15 protein-coding genes are annotated in these 14,592 nt (G+C 51.0%); 8 read left to right on the top strand and 7 right to left on the bottom strand.

Annotation, left to right across the window (positions count from 1 at the left end; all coding sequences use genetic code 11):
* The 4 genes from NZ653_02195 to NZ653_02180 form a co-directional block, all read right to left on the bottom strand.
* Positions 1-2,613, bottom strand: a complete 2,613-nt coding sequence (locus tag NZ653_02195; GenBank protein MCS7285943.1) for a CBS domain-containing protein — start codon at positions 2,611-2,613, stop codon at positions 1-3.
* A 6-nt stretch (positions 2,614-2,619) separates the two neighbouring features.
* Complete coding sequence (locus tag NZ653_02190) at positions 2,620-2,952, bottom strand: TraR/DksA C4-type zinc finger protein (protein ID MCS7285942.1); 333 nt, start codon at positions 2,950-2,952, stop codon at positions 2,620-2,622.
* Between the two features lie 38 nt (positions 2,953-2,990).
* Positions 2,991-3,194, bottom strand: coding sequence for a 30S ribosomal protein S21 (gene rpsU, locus NZ653_02185; GenBank protein MCS7285941.1), 204 nt, complete (start codon positions 3,192-3,194; stop codon positions 2,991-2,993).
* A 150-nt stretch (positions 3,195-3,344) separates the two neighbouring features.
* The gene (locus NZ653_02180; protein ID MCS7285940.1) at positions 3,345-3,863 is read right to left on the bottom strand and encodes a nitroreductase family protein; all 519 of its coding nucleotides are present in this window, start codon (positions 3,861-3,863) and stop codon (positions 3,345-3,347) included.
* Positions 3,864-4,093: 230 nt separating this feature from the next.
* Between NZ653_02180 and hrcA the strand changes: the two genes are divergently transcribed.
* The 8 genes from hrcA to rpmB all read left to right on the top strand — a co-directional run bounded on the left by hrcA (position 4,094) and on the right by rpmB (position 12,004).
* A complete protein-coding gene (hrcA, locus tag NZ653_02175; protein ID MCS7285939.1) occupies positions 4,094-5,113 on the top strand; it encodes a heat-inducible transcriptional repressor HrcA in 1,020 nt (339 codons plus the stop codon).
* Between the two features lie 12 nt (positions 5,114-5,125).
* On the top strand, positions 5,126-5,716 hold the full coding sequence (grpE, locus tag NZ653_02170; protein ID MCS7285938.1) for a nucleotide exchange factor GrpE: 591 nt from the start codon (positions 5,126-5,128) through the stop codon (positions 5,714-5,716).
* Positions 5,691-7,571 (top strand): molecular chaperone DnaK, encoded by a 1,881-nt coding sequence (dnaK, locus tag NZ653_02165; protein ID MCS7285937.1) that lies wholly within the window; start codon positions 5,691-5,693, stop codon positions 7,569-7,571. Before grpE ends, dnaK begins: the two co-directional genes overlap by 26 nt.
* A 121-nt stretch (positions 7,572-7,692) precedes the next feature.
* Positions 7,693-9,108, top strand: coding sequence for a 4-hydroxy-tetrahydrodipicolinate synthase (gene dapA / locus NZ653_02160; GenBank protein MCS7285936.1), 1,416 nt, complete (start codon positions 7,693-7,695; stop codon positions 9,106-9,108).
* Positions 9,109-9,120: 12 nt separating this feature from the next.
* Positions 9,121-9,849, top strand: a complete 729-nt coding sequence (locus NZ653_02155) for a polyprenol monophosphomannose synthase (protein MCS7285935.1) — start codon at positions 9,121-9,123, stop codon at positions 9,847-9,849.
* Positions 9,846-10,916: a M50 family metallopeptidase gene (locus NZ653_02150; GenBank protein ID MCS7285934.1), complete on the top strand. Its 1,071-nt coding sequence runs from the start codon at positions 9,846-9,848 to the stop codon at positions 10,914-10,916. Before NZ653_02155 ends, NZ653_02150 begins: the two co-directional genes overlap by 4 nt.
* Before the next feature lie 10 nt (positions 10,917-10,926).
* Positions 10,927-11,610: a Uma2 family endonuclease gene (locus NZ653_02145; protein ID MCS7285933.1), complete on the top strand. Its 684-nt coding sequence runs from the start codon at positions 10,927-10,929 to the stop codon at positions 11,608-11,610.
* A 214-nt stretch (positions 11,611-11,824) separates the two neighbouring features.
* The gene (gene rpmB, locus NZ653_02140) at positions 11,825-12,004 is read left to right on the top strand and encodes a 50S ribosomal protein L28 (GenBank protein MCS7285932.1); all 180 of its coding nucleotides are present in this window, start codon (positions 11,825-11,827) and stop codon (positions 12,002-12,004) included.
* Here the strand turns inward: rpmB and rpe are convergent.
* From rpe to NZ653_02125, 3 genes are read right to left on the bottom strand one after another with little or no spacing between them, the layout of a single operon-like run.
* Entirely contained in the window at positions 12,001-12,681 is a 681-nt protein-coding gene (gene rpe, locus NZ653_02135; GenBank protein ID MCS7285931.1) for a ribulose-phosphate 3-epimerase, read from the bottom strand. The two genes, rpmB and rpe, sit on opposite strands and share 4 nt — an antisense overlap.
* The gene (gene rlmN, locus NZ653_02130) at positions 12,665-13,693 is read right to left on the bottom strand and encodes a 23S rRNA (adenine(2503)-C(2))-methyltransferase RlmN (protein ID MCS7285930.1); all 1,029 of its coding nucleotides are present in this window, start codon (positions 13,691-13,693) and stop codon (positions 12,665-12,667) included. Before rlmN ends, rpe begins: the two co-directional genes overlap by 17 nt.
* A gap of 38 nt (positions 13,694-13,731) precedes the next feature.
* A complete protein-coding gene (locus NZ653_02125; GenBank protein ID MCS7285929.1) occupies positions 13,732-14,424 on the bottom strand; it encodes a zinc metallopeptidase in 693 nt (230 codons plus the stop codon).
* Positions 14,425-14,592: the final 168 nt, after the last annotated feature.

The following is a 14,592-nucleotide window of genomic DNA, read 5'->3' as shown; positions in this document are numbered from 1 at the left end:
TCAGGAGGCCAGGATTTTTTCCACCAGTGCTATTTCTTCTTCAAGAGAACTGACTTTGCCGTCGAGCCTGGCATCTTTAAGGGCCAGGAGGATTTTGCGGTAAACAGGCCCTGGAGGTATTTTCATTACTTCTTGGAGATAATGCCCATCTATCTCAGGGCGGACGAAACGGAGATTTCGCTGGTAAAGGTCCAGCCGTTGGCGCGCAAGCCAGGAATCAGTCAGAAGGCGGGCCAGGAAACGAGCTCTATCGGAGTAGGGAGAAAGGAGTCTGTAGATAGCGCTGGGTGGAAGGTCGCCTTCCGAAAGCCCTTTGAGAATTTCCTTGAAGGCTTGAAGCTCCCGCATCAAGGAGGAATCATCTTGGGGAGGATGTAGGCGCCTTATCAGGGTTTCCAGATCTTCCGGCCTCATCCTGTAAGTTAGAAGGGCAAGATAGAGAGCGCCTATAGGCTCATAGTGGGCTCTTCGGCTTGGGGAAGGTGAAGAGAGGTCATAGCCTATTTCCTGAGCGATGGGGATTTCCTCCCTCAAGGCTCGGAACTTCTCAGTTATCCATCCGTTCCCATCCAGAGCGGGATGGATTTTCTTGAGAACTTTTATTTCCTCAAGGCGCCTTAGAGCTTTCTCGGGCTCGCTTTCCTGAAGGGTTAGGCGAAGTTCGTGGTAAATCCTTTCGCCACTTACCTTGTCCAGCAGATCCAGGGCGTTGTCCACCAGTTCCAGGGTTCGGCTTTCTATCTGGAAGCCCAGGCGTTGCTCAAGCCTCACGGCCCTCAGGATGCGGGTTGGATCCTCCACAAAACTGAGGTTGTGGAGCACTCTAATAAGGCCTCTCTCCAGGTCTTTAAGCCCTCCGTAGAAGTCGTAGAGTTCACCAAACCTTTCCGGATTCAGGGATATAGCCAGGGTATTTATGGTAAAATCCCGTCGATAAAGGTCCTGTTTGATAGAGCTCATTTCCACTTCGGGGAGGGCAGAAGGGTGTTCGTAGAACTCAATGCGGGCAGAGGTAAAATCCAAGTGGTGTGGGTAACCCAGGGCAAGCTTTTGAGGGTTTTCAATTATAAGTTTGGCGGTCCCAAAGCGGGTGTGGCTCCTTACCCTCCCGTCAAAATCCCTGGCCAGGGCTTTGGCCAGAGCTATAGCATCTCCTTCCACCACCAGGTCCAGATCGAGGGTTGGCATGCCCAAAAGGAGGTCCCGCACAAATCCTCCAACTATGTAGAGCGAGAAGCCGAGCTGATGGGCTTTCTCTCCAGCCTTTTTCAGGATATCCATAAGGGGTGGTGGTAAGGCTTTTTCCAACTTTCGGGCGATTTCCGAGGCCGGCTTAGTGGCTATGCCTCCGCTCCAGAGCTTTATGAGGTCCGTTCGGGTTACAATTCCGATGACTTTTCCTTCTGATACCACTGGCACCTGGCCTATGCCATGTTCAAGCATAACTTTCTGAACCTTCTCCACCGGATCATCAGGAGAGACACTTACATCCCCTTTATGCATGTAGAACTTTATCGGATTTCGGCCAAGGCCGTGCTGTAAGGCTTTGTCAATTTCGCGGCGGGTTAAGATTCCCACTACCTTCCCGTCCTCTACCACGGGGAAGCCTTCGTGGCCGTATTTTCTCATAGCTTCAGCGGCTTCATTCACCGTGGTTTCCGGGGAAAGGGAGTGGACTCCATAAGACATTATGCGGGATACGGTTATTCCAGGTTTTATGGAAGAATTGAGTATTTCCAGGAGCATATCCCGGGCCTGGGATAGGGTTAATCCCTGGAGAAAGGCCGCAGCAGCTTTGGAATGTCCTCCTCCTCCCATCCTGGCGGCTATGAGCCCCGCATCTACGCTATCCACCGAACTGCGGGCTACCATCTGGATTCTATCCCCCATATCCACCAGGACGAATAGAGCATCGGGTTCCAGAAGGTCCCGGAGGAGGTGAGCAAGAGTTGAAATTTCTTCAACGTAACCCTGGGCCCGGGCCATGGAAATAATTATGGAGTGACCGTGGAGCTCATAAGGGTAAGAGCCGTTGAGGAGTTTATTGTATAATTCCCTCTGCGCTTCCGAAAGGGGGTAACGCAGGAAAGAAGGGGCGGATGAAAGGTCAGCCCCGCGCTCCAGAAGCCAAGCAACGCATCGGACATCCCTCGGAGTTGTGCCGGCATATGAGAGGAACCCGGTGTCCTCATATATCCCCAGGAGGAAAAGGGTAGCCTCAAGGGGAGTTATGGCCACCTTCATTTCCTGGAGCTTTTCCACCAGGATAGTGGTGGTAGCTCCTGTATCCCCACCGATGTAGCTCATCCTTTCATCCAATTCTCGCGAAAGGGGGTGATGGTCAATAAAGAGGATGTGAGTTTGCGGGCTTATCCCTTTAAGGGAAACAAAGCTCTGGGTATCAACGACTATAACCCTGGTTACAGGGAGGCGGGGCAAATCCTTGGGTGAAAAAAAGGGTAACTCATCCCTGTAAAGGGAAAGGAACTCCCGCACATTGCGGTTGAGGCGGTGTGGGAGAACAGGGATAGCTGGAGGATAAACTTTGGCTGCTGCTAAAAGGGAAGCCAGCGCATCGAAGTCGGCGTTCTCGTGGGTAAGGATTATTTCCATCCATTCCTATCTCCGGTGATGTGCTGCGCATCTACTGCACAGCGTAGTATAAGGCAAAAGCTCAAGCCTGGCCTCTTCTATGGGTTTCCCACACACCTCACAGATCCCGTAACAGCCTTTGGCAAGCTTATCCAGGGCCCTTTTCACTTCTTTTACCTTCTGCGCGGCCCTATCCCTCAGAGCAAGGTTGAGCTCCCACTGGATTATGTTGGGATCCCCAATACCCAGGCCGTAATCACCCTTTATTTCCAGCTTCTTTTCCAGTTCCTCCAGCTCTTTAACCGCTTCTTCCAGTTCTTTTTCCAGAAGCTGGCGAACTTTTTCAATATCAACAGACATATTGTGGAAAAACCTCCCCTCGCTTTAACTTTCGGGGATTACTCTTCCCGTTTAAGTTGCCGCAGCATGCGGCGACGAGCTTTACGGATGGCTTTGCGGAGCTTTATGCGCTTCATCTCGCTCTTGGAAATATACCACCTCTTTTTCCGGACAATGCTGAGAATCCCTTCTTCCGCTACTTCTTTCCGGAATCTCTTGAGAAGACTTTCCTGAGTTTCTCCTGGCCTAAGGACAACGGACATTCTGAATAAGCACCCCCTTTCTTAGGGTTTAGGGCTTTACCGAGGAATATTATATCCCGAAGAGAGAAAACTGTCAAACATTAAGAAAGGCGTGGGAAAATTTCCCGGCTCCGAGCTACAGCCTTCTGGGGTTTCATAGACAGGGTAAGATTACAGGAAAGTGCAGACCTCCTCCAGAGGGCGCCTGGGAGTGCGGAGGGAAGGCTCACGGCCCGGTTTCCCTATGGGTATTATGGCCACGGGGCGTAAACCTCTGGGGAGATTGAGGATGGCGGCGGCTTCTGCTTCATTGAAAGCCCCAACCCAGCAGCTCCCATAACCAAGGGCTGTAGCAGCCAGAAGGATGTGCTCTGTGGCTGCAGCTGTATCCTGGAGGCAGTAAAGCTCTGAGCCCCGGCTACCGTACCTCGCGGCTGAGCGGGCAGGTTCAGCGCACACTACTATTACCACTGGGGCCTTAGCCACAAAATCCTGATTCAGAGCTGCTCGGGCGAGCCCTCTCTTTATCTGCGGGTCCCTGACCACGTAAAAATGCCATGGTTGCCTGTTCCCAGCCGAGGGAGCTTTTATAGCTGCCAGCAGGATTTTCTTTACATCCTCTTCGGGGATATCCTCGGGGAGAAAATCCCTGACACTGTGTCGTTTTTCTATTACTTCCCAGAAGTCCATTTTTCTCCTCCCTTACCTTTGATTTCAAGTTTGAATGATACCGCTTCTGCTTCCCTTTGGCAAAACCAGGGGCTTTCTCTCATGTAAGATCCTGGAAGCCGCATCGCTACCAAAGCCTTATCTATCGCCTGGAGCAGGATACCGCCCAGCAAGCTTGACAAATCGCTCTGGAGGTGTTACTATCTTTAATGAAAAGCTTAGCACTCTTTGCTTAGGAGTGCTAAAAAATCATGAGGAAGCTGAGCAAGAGAGCAGAGCTGATACTCTCCCTAGTGGTGAGAGAATATATAAGCACAGCCCAGCCGGTTGGTTCTCAGACCCTTGTCCAAAAATACAAGCTCAACATAAGCCCGGCCACTGTGCGGAACGAAATGGCTCTTCTGGAGGCCGAAGGGTACCTGACGCATCCTCATACCTCTGCTGGAAGAGTGCCAACCGAGAAGGGCTACCGCTGTTTTGTGGAAAAACTTCTGGAAACATATCCACTATCTCCCTCTGAAAAGCTTACCATTCAGCATCAGTTCTACCAAGTGCACATGGATGTAGAACAATGGGGCCGCCTGGCCGCTTCGGTTCTGGCCAGGTTCACCAATTACCCTGCTGTCGTCACTGCCCCTGCTCCCCCAAGATACCGCCTCAAACACATTGATTTAATCCCCTATCGTGAAAATGCCGTTCTCCTGGTCCTGGTTCTGAGCGGAGGAGTTATAAAGCAGGCCTGGTTTCCTGTGCCCTACTATATAGGAGAACCGGAATTGATCCGCACCACCGAAATCCTGGAGGAGTTTCTCTATGGACTTTCGGCTCCAGAAATTGAAGGAATTGCTTCAAGGTTAGAGCCCTTTGCCTCCAAAATAGCCCTCAAAGTCGCTGAAATTATGAACGCACTGGACCAGAGAATTGAGGAGCCAATATACTGTGAAGGCATTGAAGAAATCACCCGAGAACCGGAATTCTCTTCACCCGTCAAGTTCCTGAAACTGGTCCGTTTCTTCAAAGATGAATCCTGCCTTCGGTCCATTATGGATGAAATCCGATTGGCAAATGGGGTCCAAATCATCATCGGTGGAGAAGGTAGGTGGGAAGAATTGAAAGATTGCAGCATGGTCCTGGCCCGGTATGGAATCAGGGAGAAGGCCTCTGGGGTGCTGGGTGTCCTGGGCCCCATGAGGATGGCTTATGAAAGAGCTATCTCTGTCGTAAGCTATGTGGCTAATCTCATGAGCGAGATGGTCAATACACTCTTCTGAAGGAGGTGGAAGATGACCGAAGTGGCTGAAGAGAAGGGAGGCGAAAACCTGGAAGAAAAGGTCAAAGAGCTTGAAGCCAAAATCTCTGAGCTCCAGAACAAAGTGGAAGAGTATCTGGACCAGTGGCGGCGCACTGCTGCTGATTTTGCCAACTACCGGAAGCGAGTTGAAAAGGAGCAGGCAGAACAAGCCAGGTATGCTAACGCTAACCTTATCGCTAAACTTCTCCCGATTCTGGACGACTTTGAAAGAGCATTCCAGACCCTCCCTTCTCACCTCACAAAACTTACGTGGCTTGATGGTATATTCCTTATCCACCGCAAATTCCACTACATCCTGGAGCAAGAGGGCCTCAAGCCCATAAAGACCGAGGGCCAATTCTTTGACCCCTTCTACCACGAAGCCGTCGCATACGAAGAAACTGACCATTATGAAGACGGTCAAATTATCGGTGAAATTCAGAAAGGTTACTTGCTTCACGATAGGGTCCTGAGGCCGGCTCTGGTGAAAGTTGCCAGGAAAAAGCCCAGCCCTCAGGTCCCTGAAGTAGAAGAGAAAAAAGTGGAGGAGGAGGGCTATGCCGGAGAGGATTCTGGGGATTGATCTGGGAACCACTAACTCAGTGATGGCGGTAATGGAGGGAGGAGAGCCAGTTGTAATCCCTAATGCTGAAGGTGATAGGCTTACACCTTCAGTAGTAGCAATAAACCCCAAGACCGGAGAACGCCTGGTGGGCAAACTGGCCAAACGTCAGGCCATAACTAACCCCGAAAACACCATTTTCTCCATCAAGCGCCTGATGGGCCGGAAGTTCAATGACCCCGAAGTTCAGAAAGCCCGCCGGGTCCTCCCATATAAAATAATTGAAAAACCCAACGGCGATGCATGGGTGGTCATGGGTGACCGGGAATACTCACCCCCGGAGATTTCTGCTATGATACTTCAGAAGCTAAAGCAGGATGCCGAAGCTTACCTCGGGGAGAAAATAACCAAAGCGGTGATAACTGTCCCCGCTTACTTTAACGATGCGCAGCGTCAGGCCACCAAAGACGCTGGCAGAATTGCCGGCCTTGAAGTTTTGAGGATAATAAATGAACCCACAGCTTCAGCCCTGGCCTACGGGATGGATAAGAAGAAAGAAGGCCTGATCGCTGTCTACGATTTGGGTGGAGGCACTTTTGATATCTCTATCCTGGAAATAGCCGAAGGGGTATTTCAGGTAAGGTCCACAGCTGGAGATACCTTCCTGGGCGGAGACGATATAGACCAGCTCATAATTAACTGGATATGCGAGGAGTTTAAGAAAGAGCACGGTATCGATCTGCGCCAGGACCGCATGGCTCTTCAGCGCCTCAAGGAGGCTGCCGAAAAAGCCAAAATTGAGCTTTCTACCGTCATGGAAACGGAGATAAACCTCCCCTTCATAACCGCCGATGCTTCCGGTCCCAAACACCTCCAGATGACCCTTACCAGAGCCAAGCTGGAACAGCTGGCCCACGACCTCATCCAGAGGACCCTCGGCCCGGTAAGGCAGGCCATTGCCGATGCCAAAATTACTCCCGCTGATATCTCCGAAGTAATCCTGGTGGGCGGTCAAACCAGAATGCCAGCCGTCCAGCGCCTGGTGAGGGAATTTTTCGGCAAAGAACCCCACAAAGGAATAAACCCCGATGAGGTCGTAGCCATTGGGGCTGCCATTCAGGCAGGAGTCCTGGCCGGAGAAATTAGAGATATTCTGCTGCTGGATGTAACGCCGCTTACCCTGAGCGTGGAAACCCTGGGAGGCATTGCTACCCCCATAATACCTCGTAACACCACTATACCTGTCCGCAAAAGCCAAATTTTCTCAACCGCTACGGACAACCAGACGCAGGTGGAAATCCACGTAGTTCAGGGAGAGCGCCCTATGGCTGCGGACAACAAGACCCTTGGGCGTTTCATCCTGGATGGCATCCCCCCTGCCCCACGTGGGGTTCCCAAGATAGAAGTAACCTTTGATATTGACGCCGACGGCATCCTGCACGTTTCGGCTAAGGACCTGGCTACTGGTAGAGAGCAGAAGATAACCATCACAGCCAGCTCAGGCCTTACGGAAGAAGAAATTCAACGGATGATAAAAGAAGCCGAGCATTACGCCGAGCAGGACCGCCGTAAGAAAGAGCTGGCGGAAGCTCGCAACCAGGCTGACGCTGTAATCTACACTGCCGAAAAAAGCCTCCGGGAGTTTGGAGCCCGTATTCCCTCGGACCTAAAGAGCCGGATAGAGGCAAAGATAAGCGAAGTCCGCTCCGCAATGCAGGGAACGGAAATCCACACCATCCGCCGGTTAACCCAGGAGCTTGGTGAGCTCCTCCAGCAAATAGGGACAACCATGTACGGCCAGGGGCCTGGCGGGCCCACTCCTCCCGGAGAACAGGGCGGCGGTGAAACCGTAGAAGGGGAATACCGTCAAGTTTAGACCCCTTGCTGGCCCTTCTCCCCACCCTTGGTGCAAAAAGGGTGGGGAGTTTTTTGCTTTCCTCCCCTTTTTGCTTTATAATCTCCCAAAACATCTCTCCCTTTCGGGAAGGGGGTTAAAAATGGTAAAGCTTTCTCTTAGAGGAGTTTTCCCAGCTTTGGTCACGCCTTTTGATAAAGAAGGAAAAATCAACGAAGAGGCTCTCCGAAAACTGGTGCGGTATCTGATGCCCAACGTGGATGGCTTCGTCCCGGTGGGGACAACGGGCGAATTTGTTTACATGACCCACGAGGAAAGGAGAAGGGTTCTGGAAATCGTGGTGGACGAAGTAAAAGGTCAAAAGCCAGTCATTGCTGGGACAGGCGCCGCCTCAACTCGGGAGGCCATTTTACTGGCGCGCGAAGCCCAGAAGGCTGGCGCTAACGCTTGCCTTGTGGTCACCCCTTATTTCATTCGCCCATCCGAAAAGGGAATATTCAAGCACTTTTACGAAATCGCCAGAGCTGTGGACATCCCGATAGTCCTCTACAACATCCCCCAGACTACCGATACTTACCTTCCTCGCCGAGTAATAGAGGACTTGGCAGATATTCCCAACATAGTAGGGCTGAAAGATTCATCGGGCAACCTCGCCTACATGATGGAAATCCTGGAGTACTGTGGAGACCGCCTTCAAGTTTTAGTGGGACACGACGAGATAGTCGTGGGAGCACTGGCAGCAGGGGCATCTGGTATGATCCTGGCCTCAGCAAATGTTTACCCGGAAATCTGGAGGGAAATTTACAAAGCAGTTCAGGAAGGGGACCTGAATAAAGCCCGAGAACTTCAGTTTCAGGTACAAAAGTTAAGCCGCATCTTCACCCGTTACGGGGGGGCAGTGGCAGTAAAAGCTGCCCTGAACATGATGGGGTTTGACGTGGGGAACCCCCGCCAGCCTCTGAAGGGAGTGGGAGGGGCTCTAGTCCATGAAGACAGGGCCGAAATTCGTCTGGAGCTGGAAAAATTGGGCAAGATAATGCCGGAAGAAGTATTCTCCCACAGTAGCCCATCCCCTCTGAAGGAACGTTTCCGGGAAATCGGCATCAGCCCTGAAGACATAGAAAGGGAAGGATTGCGGCTTGGAGTCGGGGAAGCAGGGGAAAAGCTGGATAAGGCCAGGGTTGAACTCATAGCTGGAAACCACAATGGCGTCCTGGGGGAAGCTTACGCTTACCAGCTTACTTACCCGCTGCCCTACAGGGAAGCTCTCACTGCTATCCTGGAACCCAACCTTACCGTTCGCCCACCCACCCTCATAGTGCCCACGGTGGAGCTGCGTAACCTTCGTCAGGCTAACATGGTTTACGGCCCCACTCAGGCAGCTATCGCCAGAGCCGTAGCTGATTCCCTGAGCGAGGGGATAATCCCTCAAGAGGCTATGGATAATGAGCTCATCATCGCCCTTGTCACTATAAATCCACAAGCTTTAGACCGCCATAAACTTTACCACAGCGTCTACAAAGCGGCCAAAGAAGCCATTAAAATGGCCTGGAGGTAGACTTTGGAAACGATGGTAGTGATTCCCACCTATAACGAAGCCGAAAACGTCCCCAAACTTGTCGGGGAACTTTTCGCTCTTGCTATCCCGAACCTCAGCATCCTGATTGTGGACGACAATTCTCCCGATGGGACTGGTGAGATTGCCCGGGAAATAGCTGCAAGGCACCCTGACATAGTTCATGTAATCCAAAGGCCAGCCAAATTGGGCCTGGGCACAGCTTATATAACAGGCTTCCGCTACGCTCTGGATAAGGGAGCTCGCTATGTAATTCAGATGGATGCAGACTTCTCCCACTCCCCTTCCTACATCCCTATCATGCTGGAAAAAATCCAGGAGTACGATGTGGTGATAGGCTCCCGATATATACCTGGAGGGAGGGTGGATGAGCGTTGGGGTCTAAATCGGGTTCTTCTAAGTTGGTGGGCTAATGCCGTCTACATCCCTCTGATCCTCAAGCTCAAAGTCAAAGATGCCACCTCCGGCTTCCGGTGTTTCCGCCGTGAGGTTTTAGAGGCCATTGACTTTTCCAGGGTTCGTTCTAACGGTTATGTTTTTCAGGTGGAAATGATCTACCTGTGCGAAAAGCTGGGGTTCAGGGTGCTGGAGATACCCATCTATTTTGAAGACAGACGCATAGGGAAATCCAAATTGAATTTTCCAGTAAAGGTAGAAGCTGCCTTCAGAGTTTGGGAGATAAAGTGGCGCTATCGCAATCTAAATAAGAGGGTGGTGAAATGAACTGGCTTATATTGGCCCTTCTATTTCTCAGTTTGTCCATAATTGCCCACGAGCTGGGTCACTTTATCCTGGCCAAGAGGAACGGGGTAAGAGTCGAGGAGTTTGGGATAGGTTTTCCCCCCAGGTTAATACCACTGGCCCGATGGGAAGAGACTGTATTCTCTCTCAATGCCATCCCCTTCGGAGGCTTTGTAAAGGTAGTGGGCGAAGATGACCCTTCAATAGAGGGAGGCCTTGCCTCCAAGCCCAAAGGAGTTAGAGCTAAAGTCCTCCTGGCTGGTGCAGGGATGAACCTGCTTTTGGCTTTTACCCTTTTTACTGGGGCCTTCATGAGCGGCTATCCATCCCCTCTATATCAGGTTAAAGTTTTCGGAGTAGCCCCTGGCTCTCCAGCTGAGGCCGCTGGAATCAAACCAGGAGATATCATCCTCTCTGCTAATGGGGTCAACTTCCGCACGCCTGAAGAGCTTTCAAACTACACTGACAAACATCTGGGGCAGGAAATTACCCTTCAAATCAAAAGAGGCGAAGAACTGTTCACCGTCCGGCTGGTCCCAAGGCCTTCTCCCCCCGCCGGGGAGGGACCGATGGGGGTCAAAATAGGCATGGCTTACGTTAAAAAGCAAGCCTCACCTTTTGAAGCTCTCTTCCTTTCGGCGTTTAGCATCCTCAGGGCCGTAGTCCTTATAATCACCATTCCGATCCAGGTGATTTCCGGCTTACTTCCCCTTGCCGCCTTAAGGCCAGTGGGGCCAGTGGGGGCTCTCCAGGTAATGACCGATGTGGCTGAACAAAGCTCCCTTATGGGGTGGTGGTTCCCCTTCTTATTCGTATCTGCCCTTCTGAATGTGGCCCTGGCCGTGAGCAACCTCTTGCCCATTCCGGGTTTGGATGGAGGAAGGTTGCTTTTCGTGGCCTTTGAAGCTATAAAAGGACATAGAATTGACCCGAGAAGGGAAAGCTGGATTCACATGATAGGTGTGGCCATCCTTCTGATCCTCATGCTCGTGATCACCTTCTTTGACATTGCGGCCCCTCTCGAAGAAATGGAATGGGACCTTTTTTAGAAGAGGGCTTATGGACAGACGCAGAGAAGAAATCTTGAAGAGGCTGAAAGAGCCTGGGATCCTCACCGATGAGCTCAAGCGAGCGATTATGGAACTTCTGGTTTTTCCCCCTGAAAGGAGAAAGATGACCTATGAGGAATTTCTGGATTGGGCCGATGAGGACACTCTGGCTGAGTGGGTGGATGGAAAGGTTGTAATTTATACGCCTGCCTCCCTTTTGCACCAGAATGTGGTTCGTTTTCTGGGGGCTCTCCTCGGCCTCTATGCGGAATTTCACGGTTTAGGAGTGGTTCTGCTTCCACCTTTTCAGATGAAACTGGCGAGTTCAGGCAGGGAGCCTGACCTTTTGTTTGTAGCGAGAGAAAACCTGAGCAGGCTCAAGGATGCTTACCTTGACGGCCCGGCAGACCTGGTGGTGGAAGTGGTTTCTCCGGAAAGCGAAAGGAGAGATCGTGGTGAGAAATTCTGGGAATATCAGGAGGGAGGGGTAAAGGAGTACTGGCTTATTGACCCGGAAAAGAAAAAGGCCGAATTCTGGGAGCTATCTGCCTCCGGGAGGTTCCAGCTGAGGATGGAGGGGAGCGAAGGGAAATACGAAAGCAAAGTTGTAGAAGGATTCTGGTTGAAGATAGAGTGGTTGTGGAGTCCGCCCCCTGTCCTGGAAGCCCTAAAGGAACTTGGGGTTTTGCCATAAAGTGCGCGTTCTCCCCAAAAGTAATTCTGGCCTTGAGTGCAGGCAGCATGTCTGAAAACTTTTGGCTTTAGAGGAAGCTCTTTTGACGCATCTGGCTCCCTGAGAGTTTCCGCAGGCAATGTAAGAGGCCTCTCAGCACTAAAACTCCGGCAACTTGCTCCCTTTTGCCTTTTGTGCTATCATAGCTTCAAATTTTTAAAGGAGGGCTGTAGAAGTGGCAGTGTGTGAGGTGTGCGGTAAGGGCGTTCAATTTGGGCACAATGTTAGCCATTCCAAACACGCTACTAAGAGGAAATGGCTCCCTAATGTTCAGCGCAAAATCATTCACGAAGGGGGCCGTAAGAGGCGTGTTTATATTTGCACTAAATGTCTCAAAGCTTTGAGCAAAACCTAAGATTCAATAGCCGCCAAAGCCGCGGCTCTGATCCGCCGGATTGCTTCTCTTACTCCGAAGGGCGATTCAAAGATAGCAGCTCCTGCTACGAGCACCTGTGCTCCCGCTCGCACAGCTAAGGGGGCTGTTTCTTCGTTTATGCCCCCATCTACTTCTATTTCGGGGGCTACGTTTTTCTGTTTGAGCATATCTTTGAGTTTCTCCACCTTAGCCAGTGCGTTTGGGATTAATTTCTGCCCTCCAAAGCCAGGGCTTACCGTCATAACCAGGATGAGATCTGTTTCTTCAAGGATTTCTTCCAGCACCCAAACCGGAGTAGCCGGGCTTATAGATACCCCTGCCCTTTTACCCAGTTCTCGTATTTTCCACAAAACCCTGTAAATGTGAGGGCAAGCTTCCCAGTGCACCGTGATTATATCTGCACCAGCTCTGGAAAATTCTTCTACAAATCGTTCTGGCTTTTCTATCATAAGGTGGACGTCCAGAGGCAGAGGGGTGATGCGCCTCAATGCTTTGACTACCAAAGGGCCAACAGTTATGTTGGGGACAAAATGGCCATCCATTACGTCTACGTGGATGTAATCGGCTCCTGCCGCTTCTGCTTCTTTTACCTGCTCCCCAAGACGGGTGAAGTCTGCCGAAAGTATGGATGGAGCAATTTTAATTGCCTTGGACATCGCTTAAAGTTCTCAGTCTTAGTTGACCGCATCCGGCCTGGATATCAGTTCCTTTACTTGTCCTCAAGGTTACTGACAGGCCGTGGCGTTTGAGCTCCTCTTCAAAGGCCAGCACCCGATGCCTCGGAGGTGGTCCCATTGACACGCCTGGGACAGGGTTCATAGGGATGAGGTTTATATGGCAAAGCATATCCCCGAGAATAGCTGCTAGCTCACGGGCATGAGCGATGCTATCATTAATACCGTTTATGAGCACATATTCGAAAGTAATGCGTCTGTTGGTTTTTTTAATATACTCCTGACAGGCTACAAGCAGGCGCTTTATCGGGTAACCCTTGTTCACCGGCACCAGTTTATCCCTTATCTCATCATTGGATGCGTGCAGGGAAACCGCCAGTTCAACTTGAAGGCCTTCTTCCGCCAGGCGCCTTATTCCCGGCACAATTCCTACGGTTGATATAGTAAAGCGCCTTGCTCCCAAGTTGAAGCCTTTTTGGTCGTTCAGGATTTTAACCGATTGGAGAGTGGCTTCATAGTTAAGGAAAGGTTCTCCCATGCCCATGAACACTACATTTGTTACAGGTTTTATGGTGTCTCCTTGAACTCTCTTAACTTCACGGGCAAAGTGCAGGACCTGAGCTATTATTTCACCTGGCTTGAGGTTGCGCCGGAAGCCGCTTCGCCCCGTGGCACAGAATGGGCACCCTATAGGACATCCCACCTGAGTTGAAACACACACTGTTCTTCTCTGCTGGTAATGCATGAAGACGCTTTCAATAGTCTCCCCATCCGGTAATCGGAAAAGGACTTTGCGGGTGGAGCCATCAGCAGACTCTAAAGTTTCAACAGGTTCTAAAGGTTTAATGAAAAACTCATCCCCAAGGCGCTGACGCAGCTCCTTGGGGAGGTTGGTCATTTGCCGGAAGTCATCAATTAAATGTTTGTAAATCCACTCCCAGAGTTGCTTAACACGGTAAGGGGGCTCTCCCCACCCGGTAAGGAGCCTTTCCAGCTCGCTATAATCCAGATCCAGTAACCCTTTCTTCTTTATTACTCCTCCCTCCTAAGGCCAAAAAGCAGGAAAGCGTAATAGAAAAGGGTGGAGATTGCCTGAGCAAGAGCTGCCACATAGGTCAGAGCTGCAGCCGAAAGGACGCTTTTTACCCCTTTGAGGTCTTCAAGGGAAACAAGGCCTGTTTCCTGCAGCATCCTCATAGCGCGTTTAGAAGCGTTAAATTCTACCGGGAGAGTAACCAGGGCGAAGACTGCTCCCAGAGAGAAGAGGATCAGGCCTATAGCTGCCAGATCAAAGGCGTTGAGAAGCAATCCTACAAAAAAGAGGATTGGGCCCAGCCAGGAGCCGAGGTTAACCATTGGGACAAGGCCAGCGCGAAGCCTTAAAGGCGGGTAATTTTCAGCATCCTGAACTGCATGGCCCACTTCGTGGGCAACAATTCCTATGGCAGCTATTGAAGGCATCCTTGCCACTTCGGCAGACAACCTCAAAGTTTTGGTGCGAGGGTCATAATGGTCCGTTAAGGTTCCGGGTACTCCTTCAATATTTACCCCCTGTAAACCGTTATACCTGAGCAAGATCTCAGCAGCCCTCACCCCCTCGACACCCAGACGGTTGCGGATGCGTGAGTAGCGGGAATAAGAGCTATGAACTTTATACTGAGCGTATAAAGCAAAGAGCAAAGCCGGTAAGGCAAATATAAAGTAAATTGGGTCCCAAAGCCACATCTTAAGCTCACCTCCCCTCAAAAGTTGGGTAAACCAATCTTAATTTATTATACCGAAGAGACGGTGCATCGTCAAAAATCGGCGAGGCGGCTTGAAAATCGGGGTTAACAGTAAACGGTGTTGAGTTGTGAACCTCTGGAGGGCGTAACTTCGGAGAACTTGTAAAAC

This window comes from Anaerolineae bacterium (genome assembly GCA_025062375.1).
Taxonomy (GTDB): Bacteria; Chloroflexota; Anaerolineae; order SpSt-600; family SpSt-600; genus SpSt-600.
The sequence above is the reverse complement of the archived record's forward strand: the minus strand, read 5'-3'. Positions and strand labels throughout refer to the sequence as shown.

Bases quoted from the DNA above. Each gene is read 5' to 3' on its own strand.
- NZ653_02195 (MCS7285943.1), bottom strand. From the start codon at position 2,613: ATGGAAATAATCCTTACCCACGAGAACGCCGACTTCGATGCGCTGGCT.
- NZ653_02190 (MCS7285942.1), bottom strand. From the start codon at position 2,952: ATGTCTGTTGATATTGAAAAAGTTCGCCAGCTTCTGGAAAAAGAACTG.
- rpsU (MCS7285941.1), bottom strand. From the start codon at position 3,194: ATGTCCGTTGTCCTTAGGCCAGGAGAAACTCAGGAAAGTCTTCTCAAG.
- NZ653_02180 (MCS7285940.1), bottom strand. From the start codon at position 3,863: ATGGACTTCTGGGAAGTAATAGAAAAACGACACAGTGTCAGGGATTTT.
- hrcA (MCS7285939.1), top strand. From the start codon at position 4,094: ATGAGGAAGCTGAGCAAGAGAGCAGAGCTGATACTCTCCCTAGTGGTG.
- grpE (MCS7285938.1), top strand. From the start codon at position 5,126: ATGACCGAAGTGGCTGAAGAGAAGGGAGGCGAAAACCTGGAAGAAAAG.
- dnaK (MCS7285937.1), top strand. From the start codon at position 5,691: ATGCCGGAGAGGATTCTGGGGATTGATCTGGGAACCACTAACTCAGTG.
- dapA (MCS7285936.1), top strand. From the start codon at position 7,693: ATGGTAAAGCTTTCTCTTAGAGGAGTTTTCCCAGCTTTGGTCACGCCT.
- NZ653_02155 (MCS7285935.1), top strand. From the start codon at position 9,121: ATGGTAGTGATTCCCACCTATAACGAAGCCGAAAACGTCCCCAAACTT.
- NZ653_02150 (MCS7285934.1), top strand. From the start codon at position 9,846: ATGAACTGGCTTATATTGGCCCTTCTATTTCTCAGTTTGTCCATAATT.
- NZ653_02145 (MCS7285933.1), top strand. From the start codon at position 10,927: ATGGACAGACGCAGAGAAGAAATCTTGAAGAGGCTGAAAGAGCCTGGG.
- rpe (MCS7285931.1), bottom strand. From the start codon at position 12,681: ATGTCCAAGGCAATTAAAATTGCTCCATCCATACTTTCGGCAGACTTC.
- NZ653_02125 (MCS7285929.1), bottom strand. From the start codon at position 14,424: ATGTGGCTTTGGGACCCAATTTACTTTATATTTGCCTTACCGGCTTTG.